This is a genomic window from Pseudomonas jessenii, from assembly GCF_002236115.1.
GTDB lineage: Bacteria > Pseudomonadota > Gammaproteobacteria > Pseudomonadales > Pseudomonadaceae > Aquipseudomonas > Aquipseudomonas jessenii.
In genome coordinates this window covers 518,999-541,765 of the sequence record NZ_NIWT01000006.1, presented here as the reverse complement: position 1 = coordinate 541,765, position 22,767 = coordinate 518,999, and the positions used below count along the sequence as shown (strand labels likewise).

15 protein-coding genes are annotated in these 22,767 nt (G+C 59.8%); 5 read left to right on the top strand and 10 right to left on the bottom strand.

Annotation, left to right across the window (positions count from 1 at the left end; translation table 11 throughout):
• Positions 1-70: 70 nt before the first annotated feature.
• Positions 71-1,771 carry an urease subunit alpha gene (gene ureC / locus PSJE_RS22490; RefSeq protein ID WP_090452872.1) on the top strand — a complete coding sequence of 567 codons (1,701 nt, stop codon included), beginning with the start codon at positions 71-73 and terminating at the stop codon, positions 1,769-1,771.
• Positions 1,772-1,837: 66 nt separating this feature from the next.
• On the opposite strand, the gene PSJE_RS22485 is transcribed toward ureC, so the two are convergent.
• Entirely contained in the window at positions 1,838-7,096 is a 5,259-nt protein-coding gene (locus tag PSJE_RS22485; protein ID WP_090452870.1) for an NEL-type E3 ubiquitin ligase domain-containing protein, read from the bottom strand.
• Between the two features lie 246 nt (positions 7,097-7,342).
• Between PSJE_RS22485 and PSJE_RS22480 the strand changes: the two genes are divergently transcribed.
• Positions 7,343-8,470: a sensor histidine kinase gene (locus PSJE_RS22480; protein WP_090452869.1), complete on the top strand. Its 1,128-nt coding sequence runs from the start codon at positions 7,343-7,345 to the stop codon at positions 8,468-8,470.
• A gap of 182 nt (positions 8,471-8,652) precedes the next feature.
• On the opposite strand, the gene PSJE_RS22475 is transcribed toward PSJE_RS22480, so the two are convergent.
• Both PSJE_RS22475 and PSJE_RS22470 read right to left on the bottom strand, forming a co-directional pair.
• Positions 8,653-8,958 carry a chaperone modulator CbpM gene (locus PSJE_RS22475; protein WP_057712199.1) on the bottom strand — a complete coding sequence of 102 codons (306 nt, stop codon included), beginning with the start codon at positions 8,956-8,958 and terminating at the stop codon, positions 8,653-8,655.
• Between the two features lie 27 nt (positions 8,959-8,985).
• A complete protein-coding gene (locus PSJE_RS22470; protein ID WP_057712200.1) occupies positions 8,986-9,933 on the bottom strand; it encodes a DnaJ C-terminal domain-containing protein in 948 nt (315 codons plus the stop codon).
• A 298-nt stretch (positions 9,934-10,231) separates the two neighbouring features.
• Here PSJE_RS22470 and PSJE_RS22465 point away from each other — a divergent pair, with 298 nt between their 5' ends.
• The gene (locus PSJE_RS22465; RefSeq protein ID WP_057712201.1) at positions 10,232-11,506 is read left to right on the top strand and encodes an Hsp70 family protein; all 1,275 of its coding nucleotides are present in this window, start codon (positions 10,232-10,234) and stop codon (positions 11,504-11,506) included.
• Between the two features lie 124 nt (positions 11,507-11,630).
• Here PSJE_RS22465 and PSJE_RS22460 read toward each other — a convergent pair whose 3' ends face one another.
• From PSJE_RS22460 to PSJE_RS22445, 4 genes are all read right to left on the bottom strand, one after another.
• A complete protein-coding gene (locus tag PSJE_RS22460) occupies positions 11,631-12,644 on the bottom strand; it encodes an AI-2E family transporter (protein ID WP_056725372.1) in 1,014 nt (337 codons plus the stop codon).
• Positions 12,645-12,893: 249 nt separating this feature from the next.
• Entirely contained in the window at positions 12,894-13,202 is a 309-nt protein-coding gene (locus tag PSJE_RS22455; protein ID WP_057712202.1) for a PsiF family protein, read from the bottom strand.
• Positions 13,203-13,292: 90 nt separating this feature from the next.
• Positions 13,293-17,720, bottom strand: a complete 4,428-nt coding sequence (locus tag PSJE_RS22450; RefSeq protein ID WP_090452867.1) for a dermonecrotic toxin domain-containing protein — start codon at positions 17,718-17,720, stop codon at positions 13,293-13,295.
• A 102-nt stretch (positions 17,721-17,822) separates the two neighbouring features.
• On the bottom strand, positions 17,823-18,605 hold the full coding sequence (locus PSJE_RS22445; RefSeq protein WP_090452866.1) for an AraC family transcriptional regulator: 783 nt from the start codon (positions 18,603-18,605) through the stop codon (positions 17,823-17,825).
• A gap of 97 nt (positions 18,606-18,702) precedes the next feature.
• Here PSJE_RS22445 and PSJE_RS22440 point away from each other — a divergent pair, with 97 nt between their 5' ends.
• A complete protein-coding gene (locus PSJE_RS22440; RefSeq protein WP_090452864.1) occupies positions 18,703-19,590 on the top strand; it encodes a DMT family transporter in 888 nt (295 codons plus the stop codon).
• Between the two features lie 113 nt (positions 19,591-19,703).
• Here PSJE_RS22440 and PSJE_RS22435 read toward each other — a convergent pair whose 3' ends face one another.
• From PSJE_RS22435 to PSJE_RS22425, 3 genes are all read right to left on the bottom strand, one after another.
• On the bottom strand, positions 19,704-20,594 hold the full coding sequence (locus tag PSJE_RS22435; protein WP_090452862.1) for an esterase/lipase family protein: 891 nt from the start codon (positions 20,592-20,594) through the stop codon (positions 19,704-19,706).
• A gap of 96 nt (positions 20,595-20,690) precedes the next feature.
• Positions 20,691-20,996: a DMT family transporter gene (locus PSJE_RS22430; protein ID WP_046039891.1), complete on the bottom strand. Its 306-nt coding sequence runs from the start codon at positions 20,994-20,996 to the stop codon at positions 20,691-20,693.
• Complete coding sequence (locus PSJE_RS22425; protein ID WP_090452860.1) at positions 20,997-21,635, bottom strand: FMN-dependent NADH-azoreductase; 639 nt, start codon at positions 21,633-21,635, stop codon at positions 20,997-20,999.
• A gap of 109 nt (positions 21,636-21,744) precedes the next feature.
• Here PSJE_RS22425 and PSJE_RS22420 point away from each other — a divergent pair, with 109 nt between their 5' ends.
• Positions 21,745-22,659, top strand: a complete 915-nt coding sequence (locus PSJE_RS22420; protein WP_167362848.1) for a LysR substrate-binding domain-containing protein — start codon at positions 21,745-21,747, stop codon at positions 22,657-22,659.
• Positions 22,660-22,767: the final 108 nt, after the last annotated feature.

The window sequence follows — 22,767 nt, the reverse complement described above, 5'->3', positions numbered from 1 at the left end:
GGGAGCGAGCTTGCTCGCGATGTGAGCGCAGCGAACGATTTCAAATTCAATTGAATCTCAAGGCGAACACATGAAGATTTCCCGTCAAGCCTACGCCGACATGTTCGGTCCCACCGTCGGCGACAAGGTGCGCTTGGCCGACACCGAGTTGTGGATCGAAGTGGAACAGGACTTCACCACCTACGGCGAAGAAGTGAAATTTGGCGGCGGCAAAGTCATCCGCGACGGCCAGGGCCAAAGCCATCTGCTCGCCGCCGAAGTGGTCGACACGGTGATTACCAACGCACTGATCATCGATCACTGGGGCATCGTCAAAGCTGACATCGGCCTCAAGGACGGACGGGTCGCCGGCATAGGCAAGGCGGGCAATCCGGACGTGCAACCGAACGTGACCATCGCCATTGGCGCCAGCACCGAAGTCATCGCTGGTGAAGGCATGATCCTCACCGCCGGTGGCATCGACACCCATATCCACTTCATTTGCCCGCAGCAGATCGAAGAGGCATTGATGAGCGGCGTCACCACCATGATCGGTGGCGGCACCGGACCGGCCACCGGCACCAATGCGACCACATGCACCTCCGGGCCGTGGCACCTGGCGCGCATGCTCCAGGCCGCCGATGCCTTCCCGATGAACATCGGCCTCACCGGCAAAGGTAACGCCAGCCTGCCCGAGCCGTTAATCGAACAGGTCAAGGCCGGCGCCATCGGCCTCAAGTTGCATGAGGACTGGGGCACCACGCCGGCGAGTATCGACAACTGCCTGAGCGTGGCCGACCGGTTCGACGTGCAGGTGGCGATCCACACCGACACCCTCAACGAGTCCGGTTTCGTCGAAGCCACCCTCGCCGCCTTCAAGGGCCGCACCATTCACACCTATCACACCGAAGGTGCCGGTGGCGGTCACGCGCCGGACATCATCAAGGCCTGCGGTCTTGCCAACGTGCTGCCCAGCTCCACCAACCCGACCCGGCCGTTCACCCGCAACACTATTGATGAACACCTCGACATGCTGATGGTCTGCCATCACCTTGACCCGAGCATTGCCGAGGATGTGGCCTTCGCCGAAAGCCGAATCCGCCGCGAGACGATTGCCGCCGAAGACATCCTCCACGACCTCGGTGCGTTCTCGATGATCAGCTCAGACAGCCAGGCCATGGGGCGGGTCGGCGAAGTCATCACCCGCACCTGGCAGACTGCCGACAAGATGAAAAGACAACGCGGGCCGCTACCCGGCGACGGTGCAGGCAACGACAACTTCCGCGCCAAACGCTACATCGCCAAGTACACCATCAACCCGGCGATCACCCACGGCATCAGCCATGAAGTGGGCTCGGTCGAAGTGGGTAAATGGGCCGACCTGGTGCTCTGGCGCCCGGCGTTTTTTGGCGTGAAACCGACGCTGATTCTCAAGGGTGGTGCCATCGCGGCCAGCCTGATGGGCGACGCCAATGCCTCGATCCCGACGCCACAACCGGTGCACTACCGCCCGATGTTCGCCAGCTACGGAGGTTCGCTGCACGCCACCAGCCTGACCTTCATCAGCCAGGCGGCGCAGGATGCAGGCTTGCCCGAAGCCCTGGGTTTGAAAAAGAAAATCGCGGTGGTCAAAGGCTGTCGCGACGTGCAGAAAACCGACCTGATCCACAACGACTACCTGCCGAACATCGACGTCGATCCGCAGACCTATCAGGTCAAGGCCGACGGTGTGTTGCTATGGTGTGAGCCAGCGCAAACCTTGCCGATGGCCCAGCGTTACTTCCTGTTCTGAGCCGTTTGTTGCACCCCACACAAAGGCCTCGCACCCAGGGTGTCGAGGCCTTTGTTTTTTCCGTGATTATTGATCGGCCCCAATCCGCAGCCGGTCCAGCCTGGCCCGCGTCATCGCTTCTCGGGTCAGGTTTTTCAGCTGCTGCGTGATCTGTCGGTCGATGTCATTCAAGGCTTGACCATACGCCTCTTCAGTCATCAGCCGGCCATCCGCAAAGTCAGTTTCAGGTTTGTCCAATTCGCTGCACAGCCCCTTGATTTCCAACTCCACTGCAGCCTTTTCCTCGGTGGTGAGCCACGTACCTTCAGCCCTGCGCTGCAACGCATCCTGCAAATCGGTGGTGGCGTCGATCCGGCGTTTCAAGCCATTCAATTCCTCGCGGTAAGTCGACTCCAGCCAGGACTTCCAGAGCGGTTGCTCAAAGACCCGGTCGATCAGCAGATCACCCTCCTCCAGCGCCTTGATCCGCTGGAGCGCTGCCTCGATCATCTCTTTGCTGACCTCGGCGATGCTGCGAAACTGCATGCCCCGTGCCTGCCACGGCAAATCCAGGCGCTGCGCCAGATCGGTCATGTAGGCCAGGTGTACTTCCACTTCATCGATAGTGCCGGTCACTTCGCCATCGGCACCGGTCCGACGGAACTGTTCTCCCTTCGCCAATCGCTCAGACACCCGGTGACGGGCGATGGCGCCGAGTTCATCGAGCCGGGATTTACCCAGGGCCAGCTCAAGCAATTGCGTCTCGATCAGATCCGCGCGCACGAGGGCGTAGGCCTCGTGAACCATCACCTGCACGCCCATGGCATTGAACAGTTGCGTCCCGCCATCCACGCATTCGGTGGGGGTTGCGGCTTCGTTGAACAACTTGATGCGCAGTTCAGTGTCGCTGGCCATGGCCTCAAGCATGCGCCAGACCTTGGCCGTCAGTTCCGTCTGATAGGTATCGCCGGCCTTGAAGTCGGCGGATTGGGTGAGTTTGCGGACTTCGTTGAAAAACGGCACCGAATCGAATTCATCCTCGACCGCGTTCCAGACTTCCTGTTTTTCCTGCCATTGCCGCTCGGTCATGCCCGCCGCCCATTCCGAGCTGTCTAGCAGGCCACGGGGTGGGTAAGGGCGGTCCGGGTCCATGCCGACCGACTCGATGTAAAACTTGAGGGTGTCGAGGTTTTCCGGCGAGATCCAGTGCGGCCCCCGACTGATCACCGTGCGCGCCAGCAACTCGGCGCGAAACGATCCGGGTGCGACTTCCGGTATCCGGCTGATCGGATTGCGGCTCAGATCAATGAAAATACTGCGAGGCCGCGATTGGGAAAACAGTCCGACAGGCCAACTGTCCAGACCGGCGTCACTCAGCATCAGCACCTGCAAATGCGGCATCCGGCTGACATCAGGAATGAGCTTCAGCGGGTTGCCGCGCAGCCCCAACGACCTCAAGCGTGTCAGATTCTTCAGGCGATCCACCGCCAGCACATCCATCTCAATGCGGTTGTCGTTGAGGAACAGGTCGGTGAGATGACGCATGTCCTTCAGCGCTTGCGGAACGGCCGTCAGCAGATTGTCTTGCAGATTGAGGTAGCGCACCTGATGGAACGAGTCGAGGAACGACATGTGCCCGGAACGCAACTGCCCACCGCGCAGGCTCAGGCTGGTGACATGATCGAAGTTGGCCTCGAGGCTCGGCAGGGTTTCAAGCAGCTGGCTCAACTTGGGAATATTGTCCAGTTTCAACGCTTGGGGCCGCACGATGCCGGAAGCCTCGATGCCCTCCGGCCCGGTGCGCTGCCAGCATTGCCTGAGCGCTTTGTAGATGTTGTTTCGCGCATGCCACTGCGCCACGCCCGCCGGACTAAAACGAAAGGACTCGGTCGGCGAGTTCATCCAGCGTTGCATGGCGCGGTTCAACTGATTGAGCTCGGCCTCCAGCGCGGCCAGGCCTTCATGGACCGAACCACCGTTCTGGCTGAACCCGGTCAACAGCGTTTCGATTTCCTCCGGGGTGAAGGCCGGATACAGCGAGCGAGCCCGCCGGCGCAACCCCATGCCGCGCGGGACCTGTTGCGCATAACCCGGCATGCCGCCGCGCAAGCGCATGACGGTCGGGTCGTAGGACGGTTTGAGCACCGGGTTGTCGTGCAGGATCGGCTCGAGCACAGCTCGATCCAGTGGCTTTGTCTTTACTGCCTGCTCAAGGCCTGCCGCGTCATGAATTTCAAAACCCAGGGCGACACGCTGGGAGTCGGGCAATGCGTGCAGCACGGCGGCATACAGATTGTCCAACCCGTGCAGGTGTTGATCGTCCGCGTCCCGTGCTTCATATCGGAGATCCGAACTCTGGATCAACACTCTGCGGATGGGCGCGTCCTGCGGGCCGAGGCTGTCTAGCAGCGTCCCTGAAAAAGAACGTTCACGGATTTCCAGGCGCAGGTCCGAGGGCCAGCCCGGCAGGGCTGCCAGTGAGTGCAGCTCCAGGCGCTCGGAGTCGGTGTTGTGCAGTTCGCCGAGGTACAGGCCTTCATACGCTCGCGCCACTCGCAGCTGGTCCGCCGCTTCCCAGGCCTGTTGGGACAACCTCAAGGGCACGCGCTGTTTCTCGGCCCAATGTTGCAGGTCCGAGGGGTGTGCGTGTTCCACAAGCGCTTGCGCCACACTGGTCGAAAGCGACGACTCGTGCCCCTTGAGCAAGCTCACACGGGGATCGTCTGCACGCTCCCGACGCTCGTACAACTTGTCGAACAAACGCCTTTTGCTGCCCCGCGCCTGCTCGGCCAGGCGATCGCGCAAGGCCTTGGTGCGCGCCGTTTTGTCTCCGGAAAACCACTGCCCCAGCATCTCGCGAAGGGCCTGTTCATCCAGGAACCCGACCACACGTGCAGGCAGCGCACCGGCGAGCAAATCCTGCCAGGTCATCTGCAAGGTATCGGCGGGCAACGCGCCAGCATAGCCCTCCTTGAACGCCGCCCCCGACAGGCCCGGCCCCTGGAACACTTCGATGGCCTTGCCCTCGGGCCAGCCCGGCAACTCTGTCATGAAGCGCACGGCAAGATCGGCCCACTCCTGGCCGACCCGGTCGGCCAGGATCTGCTCTGCGCAAGCTTCGGCGTCGGCGTACGCCTTGAAGCGCTTGAGGGTATCGGTCAGCAGCGCGGGTGGGGTTTCGTGCTCCACGTGGAGCCGGCGCAACGCATTTTCGTTAACGCCACTGACGGTCAGGATCTGCTCCAGTGTTTCATCGCTGAACCCATCCACCGAGGCGCCCAGACGCTGGAGCAATTGACGCCGATCCCATTCCAGCGGTTGATCGAGTTCAGTTTTCCACAGGCCGGTGCCGTTGTGCTCCAGCAAGGGCTGATAGGCATCGGCTCGCGAGGGGTGTTGCAGGCGATGCTGGCCAGTGTTCGGGTCCTGTTTGACTTCGTAGCATTTGTCGTCGAGATGCAGCAGGTCCTGATCCTGGTGCCGGTACAAGCCTTTTTCACCGACGACGCCATCCCTGGGCAAGGTGACCGATTGTTGATATGACGTCAGGTCCGGATTCCACAAACGCTGCTTGCCGGCGACCTCCACAGGCTTGAGCCCTTCGACAAAGGGCGAGACCTTGATCGGCGTCAGCTGGCCGCCTGGCAACCCGTGACCGGCGCCCATGAGCGCCAACTGCGCAAAGTTGATCAGCACGCCATTGAAATAGGCAGAGGCCTCTTCCTTGTCGCCTTTGCTCCAGTCTTCGATGCCTTCGGCAACCTCGGCGAGCATCTGCGCAATCATGATGCCCAGCATCGCTTCGCCCAGACCGGGCACCAGCATCGCGGCGAAATTGAACAGGTTCCAGCCAATGTTCAGGTAACTGGTCAGGCGCTTGAAGCGGGCGCTGGCGTCCTCGTCGCCGGTCGGCACCGCGATGCGTCGGGCATCGACGATGGCCTTGTCGCGGCGTTCAACGAACAATGTCACCCACAGGTCGCCCGTGATCTGATTGGTAACGGGTTCTGCATCGGGATTCTCGACCGCCGTTTCACGCCACCATGGCCCCATGTCCAATGGCTCGCGTTGCTGCCAGGTAAACGTCTTCAGACGTTCGTTGACCCGGCTGAAAAACAGCCCCTTGTCCTTTTGCGCCACGAACCGGCTGAAAAACGCCTGGTATTGCGTGTCTCGCAGCTGACCGATCAGGGTTTTCATGAACGCGGCCAGCGAAGGGTATTCCTTGAGCGGATGTTGCGGATCATCCGGTACATAGGCGATCACGTGGCCGGACAAACGACTCTGATGGTAGATGTCGTCGCGGCGCAAAAGCTCATCGTTGAGCCCCTGCGGCCCATTGGCGAAAAACGCCTGCAGCAATTTGAACCGCTCGTACTCCGCACCAGGCAATATCGAGAGGCGCTGCGACCATTCGCTCCAGAACTTCACTGAGTCGGGGGTCAAGGCATCGATCGCCTGCTTGATCTGCGACGGATCGCTGACGGCACTGAACAGCACGATGCCCGTCAAACGAAAGCCCATCAGCGACAATCGATGACCATGCAGCGGCCGGTCGTACAGCGTGGTATCGGCCTGGCTTTCGCGTATCTGCCCGAGTTTGCCGTAGGCATGGTCGCTGATATCGCCTTTCAATCGGGCGACCAGTGACGCCACCTGGAAAGCGGCTTTTTCACTGGCCACCGACTCGTCCTGCAAGGCGCGTCGCGCTTCTGCTGTGGTCGGCAGCAGGATGGATTTGATATGCCGCTGGTACTGTCCGCCAATGTCGAGGCTGCGGCACATCGATGCAAACCTGGGCAAGGAAATCGCGGGCTCAAGCGCGAGGCTGCCGCGCTCATCCTTGCGATAGATACCGGAGCTGCTGCGCCAGGCGTCTTCGGTAGTTTCTGCCTCCTCGAAATTGTGCAACGCCGCTTCCAGCAACGTGGACTGTCGAACGCGACTGGCCCCGGTATCAATGACAAAGGCAATTTTACTGGGTACTTCAAGTTGCACGCTGAGTGCGTCGAAGTTCTCCACAGTATTGAAGTTCGCCTGCATCGACGCACTGAGCAGCGGTTTGGCGAAGGCATTGATGTCGTGTTGCAAGTTGCCCAGGGTCTTGTCCAGAGTGCCTTGCAAGCGTCCCTGCTCTTCAATCAACTCCTTCAGGTATTGACGGTCGATTTCCCGTGCAGCGCTGTACCACTCGGGGATCTCGGGCCTTAGTGTTTCGAGGGTTTTCAACCTCGCTATCGAGGCCGTTTTTATCGCGCCGGGTATGACGCCCAGTACACGCTCGTAATGAACGCCGTTGTTTGGGGCGGGCGTTTCCAGCGAGTTGCTTCCATGCAAATCAGACACTGTTTTTTCACCTTGATGGCTGGGTTGGAGCTAACAGACTTATCCACCCGCGCCTGAAACAAAAGTCCAAATTACTGTTGGGCCAAGGCTGAAAAAAGGCCCGCAAGGTTCGAAAATCAAGGAGCCATCGATAGATATGTACCACCAGAAATGCCTGCGGTTATGCCGCTGCATGAGCGGTCGTGTTTTTTCCGGCAAAGGGACTACTATTCGAATCGCTGTCCCCGATTTGCTCAGGTAACCGCCATGCGTCTTTCCGAATTCATCGTGTTACATGTTGATCGCATCGTCGATGAGTGGGAGCAGTTCGCCATAACCATCACCCCGGCCGCCGAAACCATGGACAGCGCTGCCTTGCGCGACCATGCCCGGTCGATCCTGCTGGCCTCGGCGCGGGACATGTGCAAGCCCCAGACACCTGCCGAACAGGCGGCCAAGTCGCGCGGCGAAGGACCGGAGAAAACCCCCAGCCTCGACGAGGCCGGTGCCAGCCACGGCGCACTGCGCCATACCGTGGGTTTTGATCTGGTGCAAATGACCAGTGAGTTCCGTCACTTGCGCGCCTGCGTCATCCGCCTGTGGGTCAACAGCCTGCAATCGCCTGACCTGGCCTACTTCCAGGACATGATCCGCTTCAACGAAGCCATCGACGAAGCCCTGGCGGAGTCCACGGCCACTTATGCCGAGCAGGTCAATCGCTCTCGGGACATTTTTCTGGCGATCCTCGGCCACGACCTGCGCGCGCCCCTGCAGGCGGTGAGCATGTCCACCGAACTACTGCTGCGCAAAGCCGTGCTCGATGGTGATGCGCTCAAGTGCGCGGTCAATATCCAGCGCAGTACCGGGCACCTGGCGGTGATGGTCGGGGACTTGCTGGAACTGGTGCGCAGCCGCCTGGGCAAGCGTCTGCCGATCGAGCCGGCGCCCATGGACCTGGCCGAAGCGGCGCGCGAAGCGATTGCCCGGGCCAGTGCCGGTCAACCGGAATGCGAACCGACCCTGGATGTACAGGGTGACACACGTGGCACCTGGGACCAGCGCCGGCTCGATCAGATGCTGCAGAACCTGATCGGCAATGCCTTGCAGCATGGTTCAAGCAAACGCGAGGTGAAGTTGACTCTCAAGGGTGAGACCGACAGTGTCCGACTGACAGTGCACAACGACGGAGACCCGATCCCCTCCGATGCGATCCCGACCATTTTCGACCCGCTGGTGCGCAGCGCCTGTGAAGAGCTCGGCGAGCCTACTACCAGCCTTGGGTTGGGGTTGTTTATCGTCAAGGAAGTGGTCGACGCCCATGAGGGGACGATTGAAGTCAGCTCCCATGAGCTTGATGGCACGACGTTTACCGTGGTGTTGCCCAGAAAGGTCTGATGCTTTTGTGGCGAGGGGGCTTGCCCCCGTTCGAGCGCGAAGCGGTCGCAGAATCGGCGAATGCAGTGTGTCAGGCAATTGGCCGTGATTGGCTTTTGGGGCTGCTTCGCAACCCAACGGGGCGGTGCGGCGGTCCGACAAGCCCCCTCGCCACAAAATCAGTGTTTGTCCTTAGTTGGAAATCATTCGACCACCAACCGCCCCAATCGCTGCTTGAGCATGCGGTTCTCGGCCCGCAATTGCTGGACTTCTTCAAGCAGGTCCAACGCCAGGGCGACGCCTTCCCATTCCAGGTCCAGATCGCGCCGCAGCTTGGCGGCGCGCTTGGCCAGGGTCAACTCGTAGTCGTTGAAAACCCAGTCCTTGGGCTGAGCGCCCTGAGGTTCGAGGATGCCGTGCTCGACGATTTCGATCACGTAGACGTCCGACAACTCGGTCGCCTCACAGAATTCGGCCATGTCCAGTTGAACGATCAGGGGACTGCTCATAGTCAGTGACTCCTCGGTTCCAAGGGATCAGAAATGCTCTCGCGGGTCGAACGCGGCTTTTTTCGCCAGCTCCTGCCACAGGGCCTTGATGTCATCGTCGGATTTCTTCGGCATCACAGCCTTCAACTGCACGAACAGGTAACCGCGCTCACCGGCCTTGTTCATCAGGCCATGGCCCTTGGCGCGCATGCGCTGGCCGTTCTGGCTGCCGGCCGGGACCTTGAGGTTGATCTTGCCGGTCAGGGTCGGCACGGCGACTTCGGCGCCCAGCGCCAGCTCCCACGGTGCCAGTGGCAAGGTGATGATCAGGTTCTCGCCTTCGACGTCGAACTTCGGGTGCGGCGCAAAACGGATCGTCAGGTACAGGTCGCCATTGGCCCCGCCACCCACGCCCGGAGCACCCTGCCCCTTGAGGCGAATGCGCTCACCGTCGCTGACACCGGCCGGAATCTTCACGTTCAGGCTTTTGCTGGTGTTGCTCACATGCTGGCCGGCCGCGTTGTACTGAGGTACCTGGAAGGTCACCTTCTTCGACTCGGTCGACAGCGTTTCTTCGAGAAAGACCCCAAGTTCCATTTCCACGTCCTGCCCTCGACGTCCGGTGCTGCGACGCGACTGTCCACCACCACCAAAACCTGGCCCACGGTTACCGAAGATCGAACTGAAGAAGTCCGAGAAATCGCCCGTGTCCTGGCCACCGCCACCGAAGCCACCACGGCTCTGCCAGCCCGGAGGTCCCTGGAACGGTTGGCCGTGCTGGCCATAGCGACGCAAGTCATCATATTCGGCACGTTTGTCGGCGCTTTTCAGCGCTTCATAGGCTTCCGAGGCATCCTTGAACCTGGACTCGGCATCCTTTTCCTTGCTGACGTCGGGGTGGTATTTGCGCGCCAGCTTGCGATAGGCGGCCTTGATCGCCTTGTCGTCTGCGGTCGGCTCCACACCGAGAATCTTGTAATAGTCTTTGAAGTCCATCGAGGGAATCACCATCCGTTATCAGAATCGCGCCACAGGCCACAGCATGCGCTTGTTTGCAGCCATTGGTTTGACCGATCTCAAGTTTGTGACCGGGTGGCGCAGCAGAAGTTTATCGGCAGCAGGCGGGGCTTCTTGCGAGCACTCCCGCGGCTGTCCGGTTGATGCAGGGTAGTTTGGGGGGGATGCCCCATCTTTCAAGGCATTGTCTGCGAAGAATTAGCAGATAACCGGCCTTCGAATCTGGCGCGCTCTGACATACACTGCGCGGCCGTTTTTTAACCGGAACCTGAAAGACATGAACAACGCATCTCCAGCCCGTGCCTTGGGTATCGACTTTGGCACGTCCAACTCCACTGTCGGCTGGCTGCGCCCCGGCGTGGAAACGCTGATCGCGCTGGAGGACGACAAGATCACCCTGCCGTCGGTGGTCTTCTTCAACATCGAAGAACGTCGCCCGGTGTACGGCCGGCTGGCGCTGCACGAGTACCTGGAAGGCTACGAAGGCCGCCTGATGCGCTCGCTCAAGAGCCTGCTGGGTTCCAAGCTGATCAAGCACGACACCAGCGTCCTGGGCACGGCGATGCCGTTCAAGGACCTGCTCGGGCTGTTCATCGGTCAACTCAAGAGCCGCGCCGAAGCCGCCGCTGGTCGGGAATTCGAAGAGGTGGTACTGGGTCGGCCAGTGTTCTTCGTCGACGATGACCCGATGGCCGACAAGGAAGCCGAAGACACCCTGGTAGACGTGGCGCGCAAGATCGGCTTCAAGGAAGTCTCGTTCCAGTACGAGCCGATTGCCGCCGCGTTCGACTATGAGTCAACCATCGAGAAAGAAGAGCTGGTACTGATCGTCGACATCGGCGGTGGTACCTCCGACTTCTCACTGGTGCGCCTGTCGCCGGAGCGTCGGGGTGTGGATAACCGCCACGAGGACATCCTCGCCACCGGCGGTGTGCACATCGGCGGAACCGACTTCGACAAACAGCTCAGCCTGCAAGGCCTGATGCCGCTGTTCGGCTACGGCAGCCGCATGAAGAGCGGCGCCTACATGCCGACCAGTCACCACATGAACCTGGCGACCTGGCACACCATCAACTCGGTGTACTCGCAGAAATCGCAACTGGCCCTGGGCAGCATGCGCTATGACATCGAGGACACCGGCGGCATTGATCGCCTGTTCAAGTTGATCGAACAGCGCGCCGGACACTGGCTGGCCATGGAAGTGGAAGAAACCAAGATCCAGCTGACCCACGCCGACAATCGCCACGTGCCGCTGGATCGCATTGAAGCGGGCTTGAGCGTGGACCTCAGCCGCGCGCTGTTCGAGTCAGCCATCGAGAGCTTGCTGGAGCGGGTGCGCAACAGCGTCACCCAATTGCTGGCAGACGCCGATGTGCGGGTCGATCAGGTCGATACGGTGTTTTTCACCGGTGGCTCGAGCGGGATTCCGGCGCTGCGCAACAGTGTTTCGGCGATGTTGCCGAATGCACGGCATGTGGAAGGGAACATCTTTGGCAGTATCGGTAGCGGTCTGGCGATTGAAGCGGCCAAGCGTTACGGCTCTATGGACTGATCCAGAACCGAGGCGCCTCTATCGCGAGCAAGCTCGCTCCCACATTAGTCCTGCGAGCACAGGTCCATTGTGGGAGCGAGCTTGCTCGCGATGCCGCCAGATCAGCCAACAAAGATCCAGCGGATCAAACCATCCCCACCTGCTTCAACTCACTCTTGAGATACGCGTAGTAAATCGGCCCCGCCACCACCCCCGGCAGGCCGAACGCGGCCTCGAACACCAGCATCGCCAGCAGCAACTCCCACGACTTGGCACTGATCTGCCCGCCAACGATGCGCGCGTTGAGGAAATATTCGAGCTTGTGGATAACAATCAGGTAACCCAGCGCCGCCACAGCGACCCAGATCGACAACGACAAACCGACGATGGTGATCAGGGTGTTCGACATCAGGTTGCCGATCACCGGCAGCAGGCCGAGCAGGAACGTCAGCACGATCAGGGTTTTGGTCAGCGGCAGCTTGATACCGAACATCGGCAAGATTACCGCCAGGAAAATCCCGGTGAAGACGGTGTTGAGCAGGGAAATCTTGATCTGAGCGAACACGATGTTGCGAAACGCCTGAACCAGCAGGTGCAGACGTTCGAACAACGCCGCGGCCAGCGGTTTGCGCTTGGTCAGGTCCGGCACGCGCTGCAGGGCAATGATCGCCCCCAGCACCATGCCGATCAGCAAGGTCACGAACATGTGTGCCGCGTCCTTGCCCACCAGCTGCAAATCACTGAGGTGTTTGCTGACCCATTCGCCAATCGCCACGCGGAACTCCGCGGCACTGGCCGGCAGATAGGCGTCGATGAACGGCGGCAATTGCCCGCGCGCGCGGTCGACCACTCCCATGAACTTGTCGAGGGACGCGCCGGGGTTTTCCGCCTCGTGCAGCAGGAAGCTGAAGGCACCGGCAAAGATCAGCGACAGCACGCTGACAATCAGAGTCCCCAGCAACGCCACCGCCAGCCAGCGCGCACGCCGGCCTTCGATCAGCCGTTGCAGTTGCGGGGTGAGCATGTTGACCAGTTCGAACACGAGCAACCCGGCGAGCAGGCTGGGCAGCAACCGCAGCGGCAGGACCAGCAGCAGTCCGCCAAAAATGATGACCCAGCTGATGACCAGCAAGACTTGACGCTGAGAAAACGTTGGCATACAGCCTCAAAAACGAACGGCGTAAAAAGGATTGGCAGTCTGCCAGCGATCCGGTGCGAGCACTAGGGATTGTGTGGGGCGACCTTAGTGGTGGTTCAGGATTTCTTGCAGCGCCTTCTGCGGCCCCATCGTCGGAGCGCCGCCCGGAGCAAGCTCGCTCCCACAGTGGAACTGAGTACACCGGACAAATGTGGGAGCGAGCCTGCTCGCGATGGAGCCAGCACAGCCACCACTGCCCTTGAACCGATCTTATTTCTTCTTCAGGCAATCACTCATGAACGCCTTGCGCTCGTCACCCTTGAGGGCTTTGGTGGCGGCGTCGGCGTTACAGGTCTTCATCTTCTCTTGCTGTGGGGTCAAGGCTTTGCCAGCACCGTTGGCCGCCGGGGTGGCCTTGAGGCAATTGCTCATGAAGGCTTTGCGCTCATCGCCCTTGAGGGTTTTTGCAGTCGCCTCGGCGTTGCAGGTGGTCATCTTGTTCTGTTGGTCTGTGGCGGCGAAGCTTTGGGAACAGAGCAGCAAACCGATCATCAACAAAGGGGCACGCATTATCTTCATGGAGTTTTCTCCGTGTCGCCGCATCGAGAGATGCGGCATTCACGAGGAGTGTAGTCAAGCCTTGTTACACCTTCCTCCAGACATAAACGATCATTGCGCCGGGGACGTAGCCGCAGACTCTTCAGCCAACACATCCTTGAATGCCTGCTTATAGCCCGCCAAGGCTGAAATCCGTTTTTCGATCACGGATACGGGCAATCGCTCGAACGACACTCCGACTTCCCCCGACAAACAAAATTGTGTTCCCAATAGCTTCAATGACGTGAATTGGGCATAAGCCCCCGACTTGTACAGTTTATTCATTTTTATTTGCCTGAAGGTGTTGTCCCGGGAAACCTCCGGCAACGCCGCCCGTCCCGCCGGCACGTCGTTGATAAAGGCAAAGTCTGCGCTGGCGGGGCCGGGTTCAAGTGTTGCAATGGCCGGCAGTTCGAACTCGAAATAGCCCTTGTCCGCCGTATGGGCGGCTGGAAACTCCGGCCACGAATCGGCAACCACCAGTTGCTTGAGATCGGTCAAGTCATCGCCAATGACCACGTACTGATGATCGAATGCGGTGGCTTTGACGAGGTGGATCCGCGAGGTTCTCGGTTGGCTGGCCAGCAGCGCGAAGGTCACCTTGGAGTTTTCCGAACAATTGCCTCCCTTGATTTCAATGGCTTTACGCGCATGTTCGGCGAGAGACATCCGTGCTGTGAATTGACCTTCCTGCAGATCCAGTCCTCGCAGCCCCTTGATTTTCGCGATCGCCGAACCACCCTTTTCCCAGATGCTCGGCAACTGGTTGCCCGATAACGGCAACAATTCCTTGGCCCGATAGATGGCACGCTGTGCCTGTCGCAGATTGGCCATGACCTGGGGTGTCACTTCGACTGGCTGCACAGCTGTCGAGACATCGGTATCCAGGTAAGCGGCATAGTTCTGCAATGCCACCCATTGCTCGCTGGACACCGGGAGGTTTTCCCTCACGGCGCGTTGCAGCGCCTGATATTCATCGAGCCGCCCGGTTTGCTCGAGATCGCGCGCGCGCGCCCCCAGATTGCGCTCCGACTCCGTGAGTGGCACAAAATCGTTATCGGGGAACAGTCGCTCGATCAATGCCAGGTACTGTTCAAGCGACATCAGATTCTTCAGGTCAGGCAAGACTTCAATACTTTGTACCGCTCGCAGATTGGCCTCGGCACCCTCGCCGTTCGCCCTGGAAAGCCCATACTTAAGTGAATTCGGGCATTCGAGGTACAAGGTTTCGTGCATCAGTTTGAGACCGCGCAGGAAGTTGTATCGATCTATCGAAGGGACGCTTGGATGGAAGGCTAAGGAGACATGCTGCGAATAATACTGCCCGACCTCTTGCAGTCGCGCGAGTTCGCCTCCCATCGTCGGAGCGCCCCCGCGCAGGCGCATGATTGACGGATCGAACGTCGCTTTTTTTAGCTCCGGCAAACCGGAAAGAACACTTAACAGCCTGTAGGGTTTCAGGGCATGGTCGCGCAATGCAGCCCTCAGGACCGGGCCCTGACCGATATGAATCTGCAACGCATCACGCTCGGCATCGGGTAATGCCTGCAGGATCGAGGTAAACAAATCGCTGCCCGAATGCAGGGCATTGCCTTGCTCGTCGCAAGCCTGGATCAACCCGTTTTCGCTTAAGACGAGCGTACGCCGGATGGCGGCATCCTCGGGGCCGATGCTGTCCAGTTGTTGGCCATCGAAACGGTAGTGACGCAGCTCGATCCTCACATTGGCATTCCAGCCCGGCAGGTTTTCCAGGGAATGCAACGCCAGGGCGTCGAAGTCCGGATTGTCGACCGACTCCAGATAAAAACCCTCGTACGCACGGCTGATCCGCACGTCCCTGAGCGCCCAATCGGCGCACCCTTGCAGTCGCTCGGGAAGCCTGCGCAGCTTGAGCGCCTGCAACTCCTCCGGGCGCGCCAGCGCGACCAGCTCTTGTGCAACGACACCAGGCATTCCTGGAACCTCGCCCTGGATGAACCTTGCCTCGGCACTGACAGCTTGCCCGACATCTCGGTAACGTTTTTCGAACAACGAGGCCTTGCGCCGCTCTGCCAATTGCGCGAGTTGCCCCCTCAAACGCATGGCATTTTGTGTGCGGCTGCCGATCGGTGCATCAGGCTCATCACCCAGCAGTTGCCGGGTCTCGGCATCATCGAGAAACAACAGCAAGGTGTCGATCAGGTCGGTATCCGCCAGTTGGTTCACAGAGAAAGAGACAGGTTCGTCATCGACCCCGATGGCGTACAGCACTCGTCCATCGGCCCCCTTGAGCTCAATCGCTCTGCCGGGCCACAAGCCGTCCAGCAATTGAAACTGCCAGAGCGGGTCGGCCTGCAAATAATCCTGTGCACGGGCGCTGCCGATGTTTTGGATGAAGGTGTGGATATCCCGGTCGATCCGGAACCGGGTCACCGTATCGCTGAGCAAAGGGATCGCCCGCTCGTTATCGGCGTACATGCGTACCAGCGCACCGACATCGGCACGGCTGACAGTGCGAATGTCGCCGAACTTGTCGGTCAACCCCTCCACCGACGGACCGAGTCGCTTGATCAGCGCATCGGCATCCCAGGTGTGAGGTGTTTCACCCTCGATTACAAAAGCGCCAGTACCGTTACTCTCCGCCACCGGCTGATAGGCCTCGGGACGGGTCGGATGCTGAACCCGGTGTTTGCCGGTTTGCGAATCGAACTTGAGTTCGAAATGATCATCGTCCAAAGACAGAATCTGCCGGCCCTGATGCTGATGCAGACCGTAAAGGTCAGGTTTGGAATCCGTCGCCAGACGCAGGTTTTGTTGCAGGTACGGCTGCAGATTTTTCCCCCATAGCCGCTGCTCACCGTTTCGGAGCGTGACTTGACGGGCGCCTTCGAGGAAGGACGACAGCCTGGGCTTCACCACTTGAGTGGCGATAGCACCGCCCACGGCAAACGTGCCCAACTGAACCAGGTTTTCAGCGACGCCGACCAGATGCTCCGCCGCTTCAACGTACTCGCCCTGGGTGAGTTCAACGACACCTTCCACGACCCCGTCTACTAGTTGATAAGCGATATACCCCAGCATGAGCTCCCCGAGCACCGGGACAAAGGGGGTCGCGACGAGCAAGGCAACCTGCATGATGTCGGAGAGCATTTTTTCCAGGTTTTCGATCCACGCCCAACGTGCGGCACTGTCCGCATCGGCGGTGGTCACGGCCAGCGCGCGCCCGTCGGCAAAAATCTTGTCAACTTGCTGCTGATAGAGATAAACCCACGGATCGCCGTTATAACGGCTGACGGTATCGTTTTCGAACGATACCGCGGCTATCCGCAAATCGGGGCGATCTACTTGAGTTTCGCGCCAGGCAGGCAGATTGGAGCCCGGTTGTGTGCCGTGGTAAGTGATTTCCCACAGTTTCGCGTTGAGCGCGGCGAAGAAATGACCACGCTGGTAATGATCCACGAATCGACTGAAAAACGCCTGATAGCTGCGCCGGGAAGCGCCGGATGCCTGATCGTTGCCCCGTAGCTGGTGAGTCAGTTCGAGCGCGAACTCGGCCGTCGAGGCATACTCTTTCAGCGGATGCTCGGGATCGTGCGGTACGTAGGCAATGACGCGCCGGACATTCGCACCGGGGGTATCGAGATCGGCGGCGATCAGTACAATCCCTGTCAGACGGGTGTCGAGCATGCTCAAGTGGTAGAAACGCACGGGACCGCCATCCCACACCAGTCCCTTTTTACCCAGGACCATGTTCAACACGGTCAGGTAGGCCGCTGCCCCGATGTCCTTCTTCATCAATGCCAGATGTGCTGCAGCTTTCATGGCGCTTTTCTGACTGGCGACGATGCGGTGCTGCACCGCCTCCCGGACCATGGCACCTTCGGGAGCCAGATAACTTTCCAGATACTTTTTATATTGGGACCCAATATCCAGAGTTCGGCACAGCGTCTTGAACTGTTCGATCGTTATTCCCAACTTCTTTATTTCAAACCGCCCGATGTCGTCGGGCCTGGTGATAAATGCAGAGTCGCTGGTAAATACTTCGCCCTCGGCAAAATTTTGCAGAGACGCGTTAAGTAACGAGACAGTTCGACTGCCGACACCGCCGGTGACATTGAATGCCCAAGCGGATGTTTTAGCCGAAAAATACAACCGCAGAAAAATTTCACGAACATCGACCACTACACCGAATTGCTTCTTGAGGGCATTGGTCAGCAGTAGCTGGGCAAAGGATTCGGCATCTTGCAGCTTCCCGAGCATCCGGTCGACCTGGTTCTGCGCCTGCCAACTGACCTTTGTGGCTTCTTTCGCTGCCACATGTTCCGTATGGGACGCCGCTTTGCTCCAGGCGGGAATAACTTTGGGTGTGTTGCGTAAATCACCCACCCGCTGAAGCGAAGAATCGACAATCCAGTCGGGAATGGCGCTTTTGATAAAGTTGTAGTGAGTACTGTGCTCTTGGTTTATATCGAAATAATCTTGGCTACTCGCAGACTTCAACAACAAATTTTTCACAATCATTACTCGCAAACTTAGAGAGAGGATCGAAGCCTACAGCGCCCCAATTCTGTTCCCATGAAGTTTGTTTCGGATAATGCTGTATGAAAATTCTTAACGAGTGCGTTAAAACTTCTTGTTGCGTCGATAGTAGTCGGGCGTGCACCCGGCCTGACGCTGGAACATCGCGATAAACGCCGAGCCGGTGCTATAGCCCATGTCGAAGGCGATTTCCTGAATGCTGCGATGGCTGTCCAGTGCTTCAATCGCGGCCAGGAATCGCAGACGCTGACGCCACTCACCAAAACTCATGCCCAACTCGCGGACAAACTGCCGCGCCAGGGTCCGTTCACTGACGTGAACCTGCGCCGCCCAATGCGCCAAGGGCCGGTTGTCACCGGGTTCGGCTTGCAGGGCCTCGCATATGCCCAGCAGTCCCGGTGTGCTGGCATAGGGCAGGTAACACTCATGCACCGGCGCCTGTTGCAACTGATCCACCAGAACCTGAGCCAGGCGTTTATCCGCGGCCTGCTCGGGAATTTTGACGTCACGGACGGCGAAGTCCTTGAGGATCGCCTTGAGGATGTCACTGATGGCGAGCGTGCAGGCCTGTTGTGGCAGATCCTCGCAGACCGCCGGCGCCAGGCAAACGGCACGGTAGTTGATCGGCTGGTGGCTGTAGAAACTGTGCTCGATTTCGGGGGGCACCCACACCGCGTATTGCGGCGGCGAGAGGAAACGGCTGCCGCCGACATCCATGTGCAACACCCCGTGGGCCGCATACTCCAGAGTGCCCCACGGATGACGGTGCGCAGCGGCGAATTCGTGGGTATTGAAATCGGCGTAGCGGAAGTACACCGCCGAAGGCAATTCGCTGAAATCCAGCAGATCGATGTGTTTACTGCGCATGCTGTCCGTCATCAGGGGCCGGTTGTCTGGATCGAAGTATAGGCTTGCATCCAGACAAGCGGATAATTGCCCTTCATTAACGTTCTGGTTTTTCCCGATGCAATACGCTTATCCCCTGCTGGCCATTTTTATCTGGGCCGGCAACACCGTGATCACCAAAATGTCGGCCGGGGCGATCTTCCCCGCCGAGATCGGCTTCTACCGCTGGCTGCTGGCCGGGATGCTGTTCACGCCCTTCATGCTCAAACCGGTGCTCACCCATTGGTCGCAGATCCGCCCGAAACTGGGCAAGATCTTTGTCCTCGGTGTGCTCGGCATGGCGGTCTATCAAAGCCTGGCGTACTTCGCCGCGAGCCTGACCTCGGCCACCAACATGGGCATCATCCTGTCGCTGATGCCACTGATGTCGCTCGCCATGGCGATCATCAGCCTCGGCCAGCGCCTGACCATGGGTGCCCTGGCCGGTGCGGTGCTGTCGTTTGCAGGTGTCCTGGTGGTGGTGTCGTCCGGCAGCCTTGGCACATTGCTCGAACACGGGGTCAACCTGGGCGATGCGATGATGCTGATCGCCACCCTGGCCTACGCGGTCTACAGCACCCTGTTGAAAAAGTGGCAACTGAAACTGCCGCCGCTGGTGCTTCTGTATCTGCAGGTGCTGGTGGCCGTGGTGGTGCTGTTCCCGCTGTTCATCGCCTCACCGAAAGTCGGCCCGACCCTGCAGAACATTCCACTGGTGCTGTACGCCTGCCTGCTGGCTTCGATGGTCGCGCCGCTGGCGTGGATGCAGGCCGTGGTGCGTTTGGGACCGAGCCGGACCACGCAGTTTTTCAATTTGCTGCCGCTGATTACCGCATTGATTGCGGCGGTGGTGCTGCATGAGCAACTGGCGATGTATCACCTGGTGGGCGGGGTGTTGACCTTGGGCGGGGTGATCGTTTCCGAGCGTTGGACGACGGTGTTGGGGCGCAAGGTCAGTGTTGCCTGATCTGACGCCATCGCGAGCAAGCTCGCTCCCACAGGTGTTGTGTCGAACCCGTCTGTTGCGAACGACCGAAAACCTGTGGGAGCGGGCTTGCCCGCGATGAACGATAACTCGGTCTAAAGCCCCGCCGCATTCAACCGCGCCGCATGCTCGACAAATAACCGGATCGGCTCAGCCCCCTTGCCCACCAGCCCCAGCGACTGGTTGACGATATCGAAGTGATCCAGCGGATACTCATCGCCAATCACCGTGCCCAGGTGCGAGCTGTAGCGCCCGACCATGCCGTCGCAATGCCCGGCTTCGCGGACGAAGGTTTTAGCGAATAACCGACAGCTGCGGTTGGTGCCATCCAGCAGGTTGCGCCCGCGATCGGTAATGCCCGGTTGCAAGGTGCCGGACCAGGAGTAATAGCGCACGCCGTTGACCTCCTCCGGCCCATGACCGCCCCAGGTGTCGGGCAGCCCCTGTGGATAACGCTGGTTGAACAGCGCGACGCCAGCGCTGGTGAGGGAGTGATGGGACGCATGGATATCCACCGGCAGCTTCGGCCCCCGGTAACCGGTATCCAACAACCCCATCAGCGCGCCGACGATCCGCAGCAAAAAGCACAGCAGACGACCACGGACGCTCTCGTGGGGATAATGTTCGTGCAGGTAATCGGCGAGCTCCGAACCATGGTTCGGCCCCGCCACCGAGGTCACCGATGCCACCAGGTCCGGGCGCTTGGCCGCTGCATAACGGGCGGTCAGCGAGCCCTGGCTATGACCGATCAGGTTGACCTTGTCGGCCCCGGTTTCCCGCAGGATTTCTTCGATACGCGCCAGCAATTGCTCGCCGCGCACTTCGTTCGAATGAAGCGGCGATACCTGCACCGCGAACACCACCGCACCGCCGTGGCGCAACGCCTCGACGATCCCGTACCAATACGGATAAAGCACCAACCGGATGAACCCGAGCATTCCCGGGACCAACACCAGCGGGTAGCGCGGGGCAGAACCTTGCGACATGGGCGGACATCCTTGTGGTCGGGCGGTGACGCAAGGCTGGATGCAAGACATCCGCCAAGCATCACCAGCGAAGATGACAAGTCTATGTCATCCGCCCTACTTCAACCCTACCACGCCGGCCACGATCAGCCCGACCGAAACCAGCTTGATCACGGTCAGGCTTTCACCCAGCAGCGCGAAACCGAGAAACACCGTGCCTAGCGAACCGATGGCGGTCCAGATCGGGTACGCAATGCTTACCGGGAGCTCGCGCATGGCCAGGGTCAGAAAATAGATCCCGCCCACAGCGGCCACTACGGTGACCAGCGAAGGCCAGAGCCGGGTGAAGCCCTCGGCGTACTTCATGCCCATGGCGAAGGTGACTTCGAACCCGGCGGCGACCAGCAGAAACAGCCAGGCCATCTAGAACTCTCCGGCCAGCGCCAACAAGCGCTGCTCAGCCTCGGCGGCAGAGATTTGAAAGCTGCGCTCGGCGGACTCCTCGCCCTCGGCAGCCACCACGGTGACGTCCGTGATGCCAATGAATCCAAGCACCGTACGCAGTAGCGTGTCGGCATGGTTCATGGCTTCCAGCTCGCCGCCCGGGCCAAAACCGAAGCCGCCACGGCTGGTGATGATCAGGGCCTTTTTACCCAGCACCAACGGCTCGTACTGGGCCACGCCATTGTCCAGGGTGTGATCGAAGGTCACCCCCACCCGCACGATCTGATCGATCCAGGCTTTCAAGCCGCTGGGGACGCTGAAGTTGTGCATCGGAGTGGAAATCACCAGCACATCATGGCCAAGCAGTTCGCCGACCAGTTCGTCGCTGAACGCCAGATCGGCCTGCATCGACAGCGGCCGAGCGGCGGGCTCGGGGTAAAACGCGGCGGCCACGAATGCCTCGTTGACCGGCGGAATCAGCGCACGACCGACTTCGCGTCGGGTCAGTTGCGCGTGTGGATGACGGGCCTGCCAGGCCGCCAGAAACACTTCGGCCAAACGCCGGGAGTGCGAACGATCACCACGGGGGCTGGCGTGAATAGCAAGAATTCTACTCATCTGTCTCTCCTCAGGGCTAAACTCAAACGGCTTGTGGTTTGCAGCTTGAGGCTCACTACCGTCCTCGCTCAAATGAGCAGAAATCAGTCTGGATGAATCCATTTCATCCATGGAGTGTTCAATGTTCGCCTCGTTGCCGCTGACCGCCCTGCGAGCTTTTGAATCAGCCTCACGCCTGCTGAGCTTCAAGGCTGCTGCCGAAGAACTCTCGGTGACGCCGACGGCGGTGTCCCACCAGATCCGCTCACTGGAAAGTTGGCTCGGTGTGCCATTGTTCGAGCGTCTGCCGCGCCAGGTGCGCCTGACCGAATGCGGCGAACGGCTGTTCCAGAGCCTGCATGGGGCTTTTCTGGAAGTGGCGCAAAGTGTCGATACACTACGTCCGCAACGCAGTGGCGCCAGCCTGACGGTCTCCACTACCGCCGCCTTCGCCGCCCTGTGGCTGGTGCCAAGGTTGGGACGTTTCTACGCCCGACACCCGAACATCAACGTGCGCCTCGATACCCACTGCGAAGTCATCGATCTGCATCAGGACGCCAGTGTCGACCTGGTGCTGCGCTACAGCCTCGATGATTACCCCAACCTTTACGGCCAGTGCCTGTTCGATGAGTCCTTTGGTGTCTACGGTTCGCCTGAACAAGTGGCCCTGGCGTCGAGTCGCGCTCCGACGCTGATCAGCGTGCGCTGGCACAACTCCAAACTCTATGCCCACGGATGGGAGGCCTGGTGCGCTCGCTCCGGCGAAACCTGGCTGGGCGGTCGGCCGGCCGTGCGCGAATACGACGAAGAGCATTACGCCCTGCAAGCGGCGATTGCCGGCCAAGGCCTGGTGCTGGCAAGCAATATTCTGGTGTCGGAAAGCGTGGCCAGTGGTCTGTTGTTGCCGTACCGGGGGGAAATCCAGGTCGATGGAGCCGGCTACAGCGCACTGTGCGTGCCGGGGCGTGAGCGACATCCACCGGTTCGGGCTTTTTTTGCGTGGTTGCGTGAGGAGGCATTGTTGTCCGGGCATGCGGTGCGCTGATCAGCGCCTCGACAACAGTTCAAGTGTTTCAAGTTTAACGACTGCTTAAGTTCACCACTACGAATTAGAACAATCACAAACGCCGAATAACAAACACAACTAAAACCT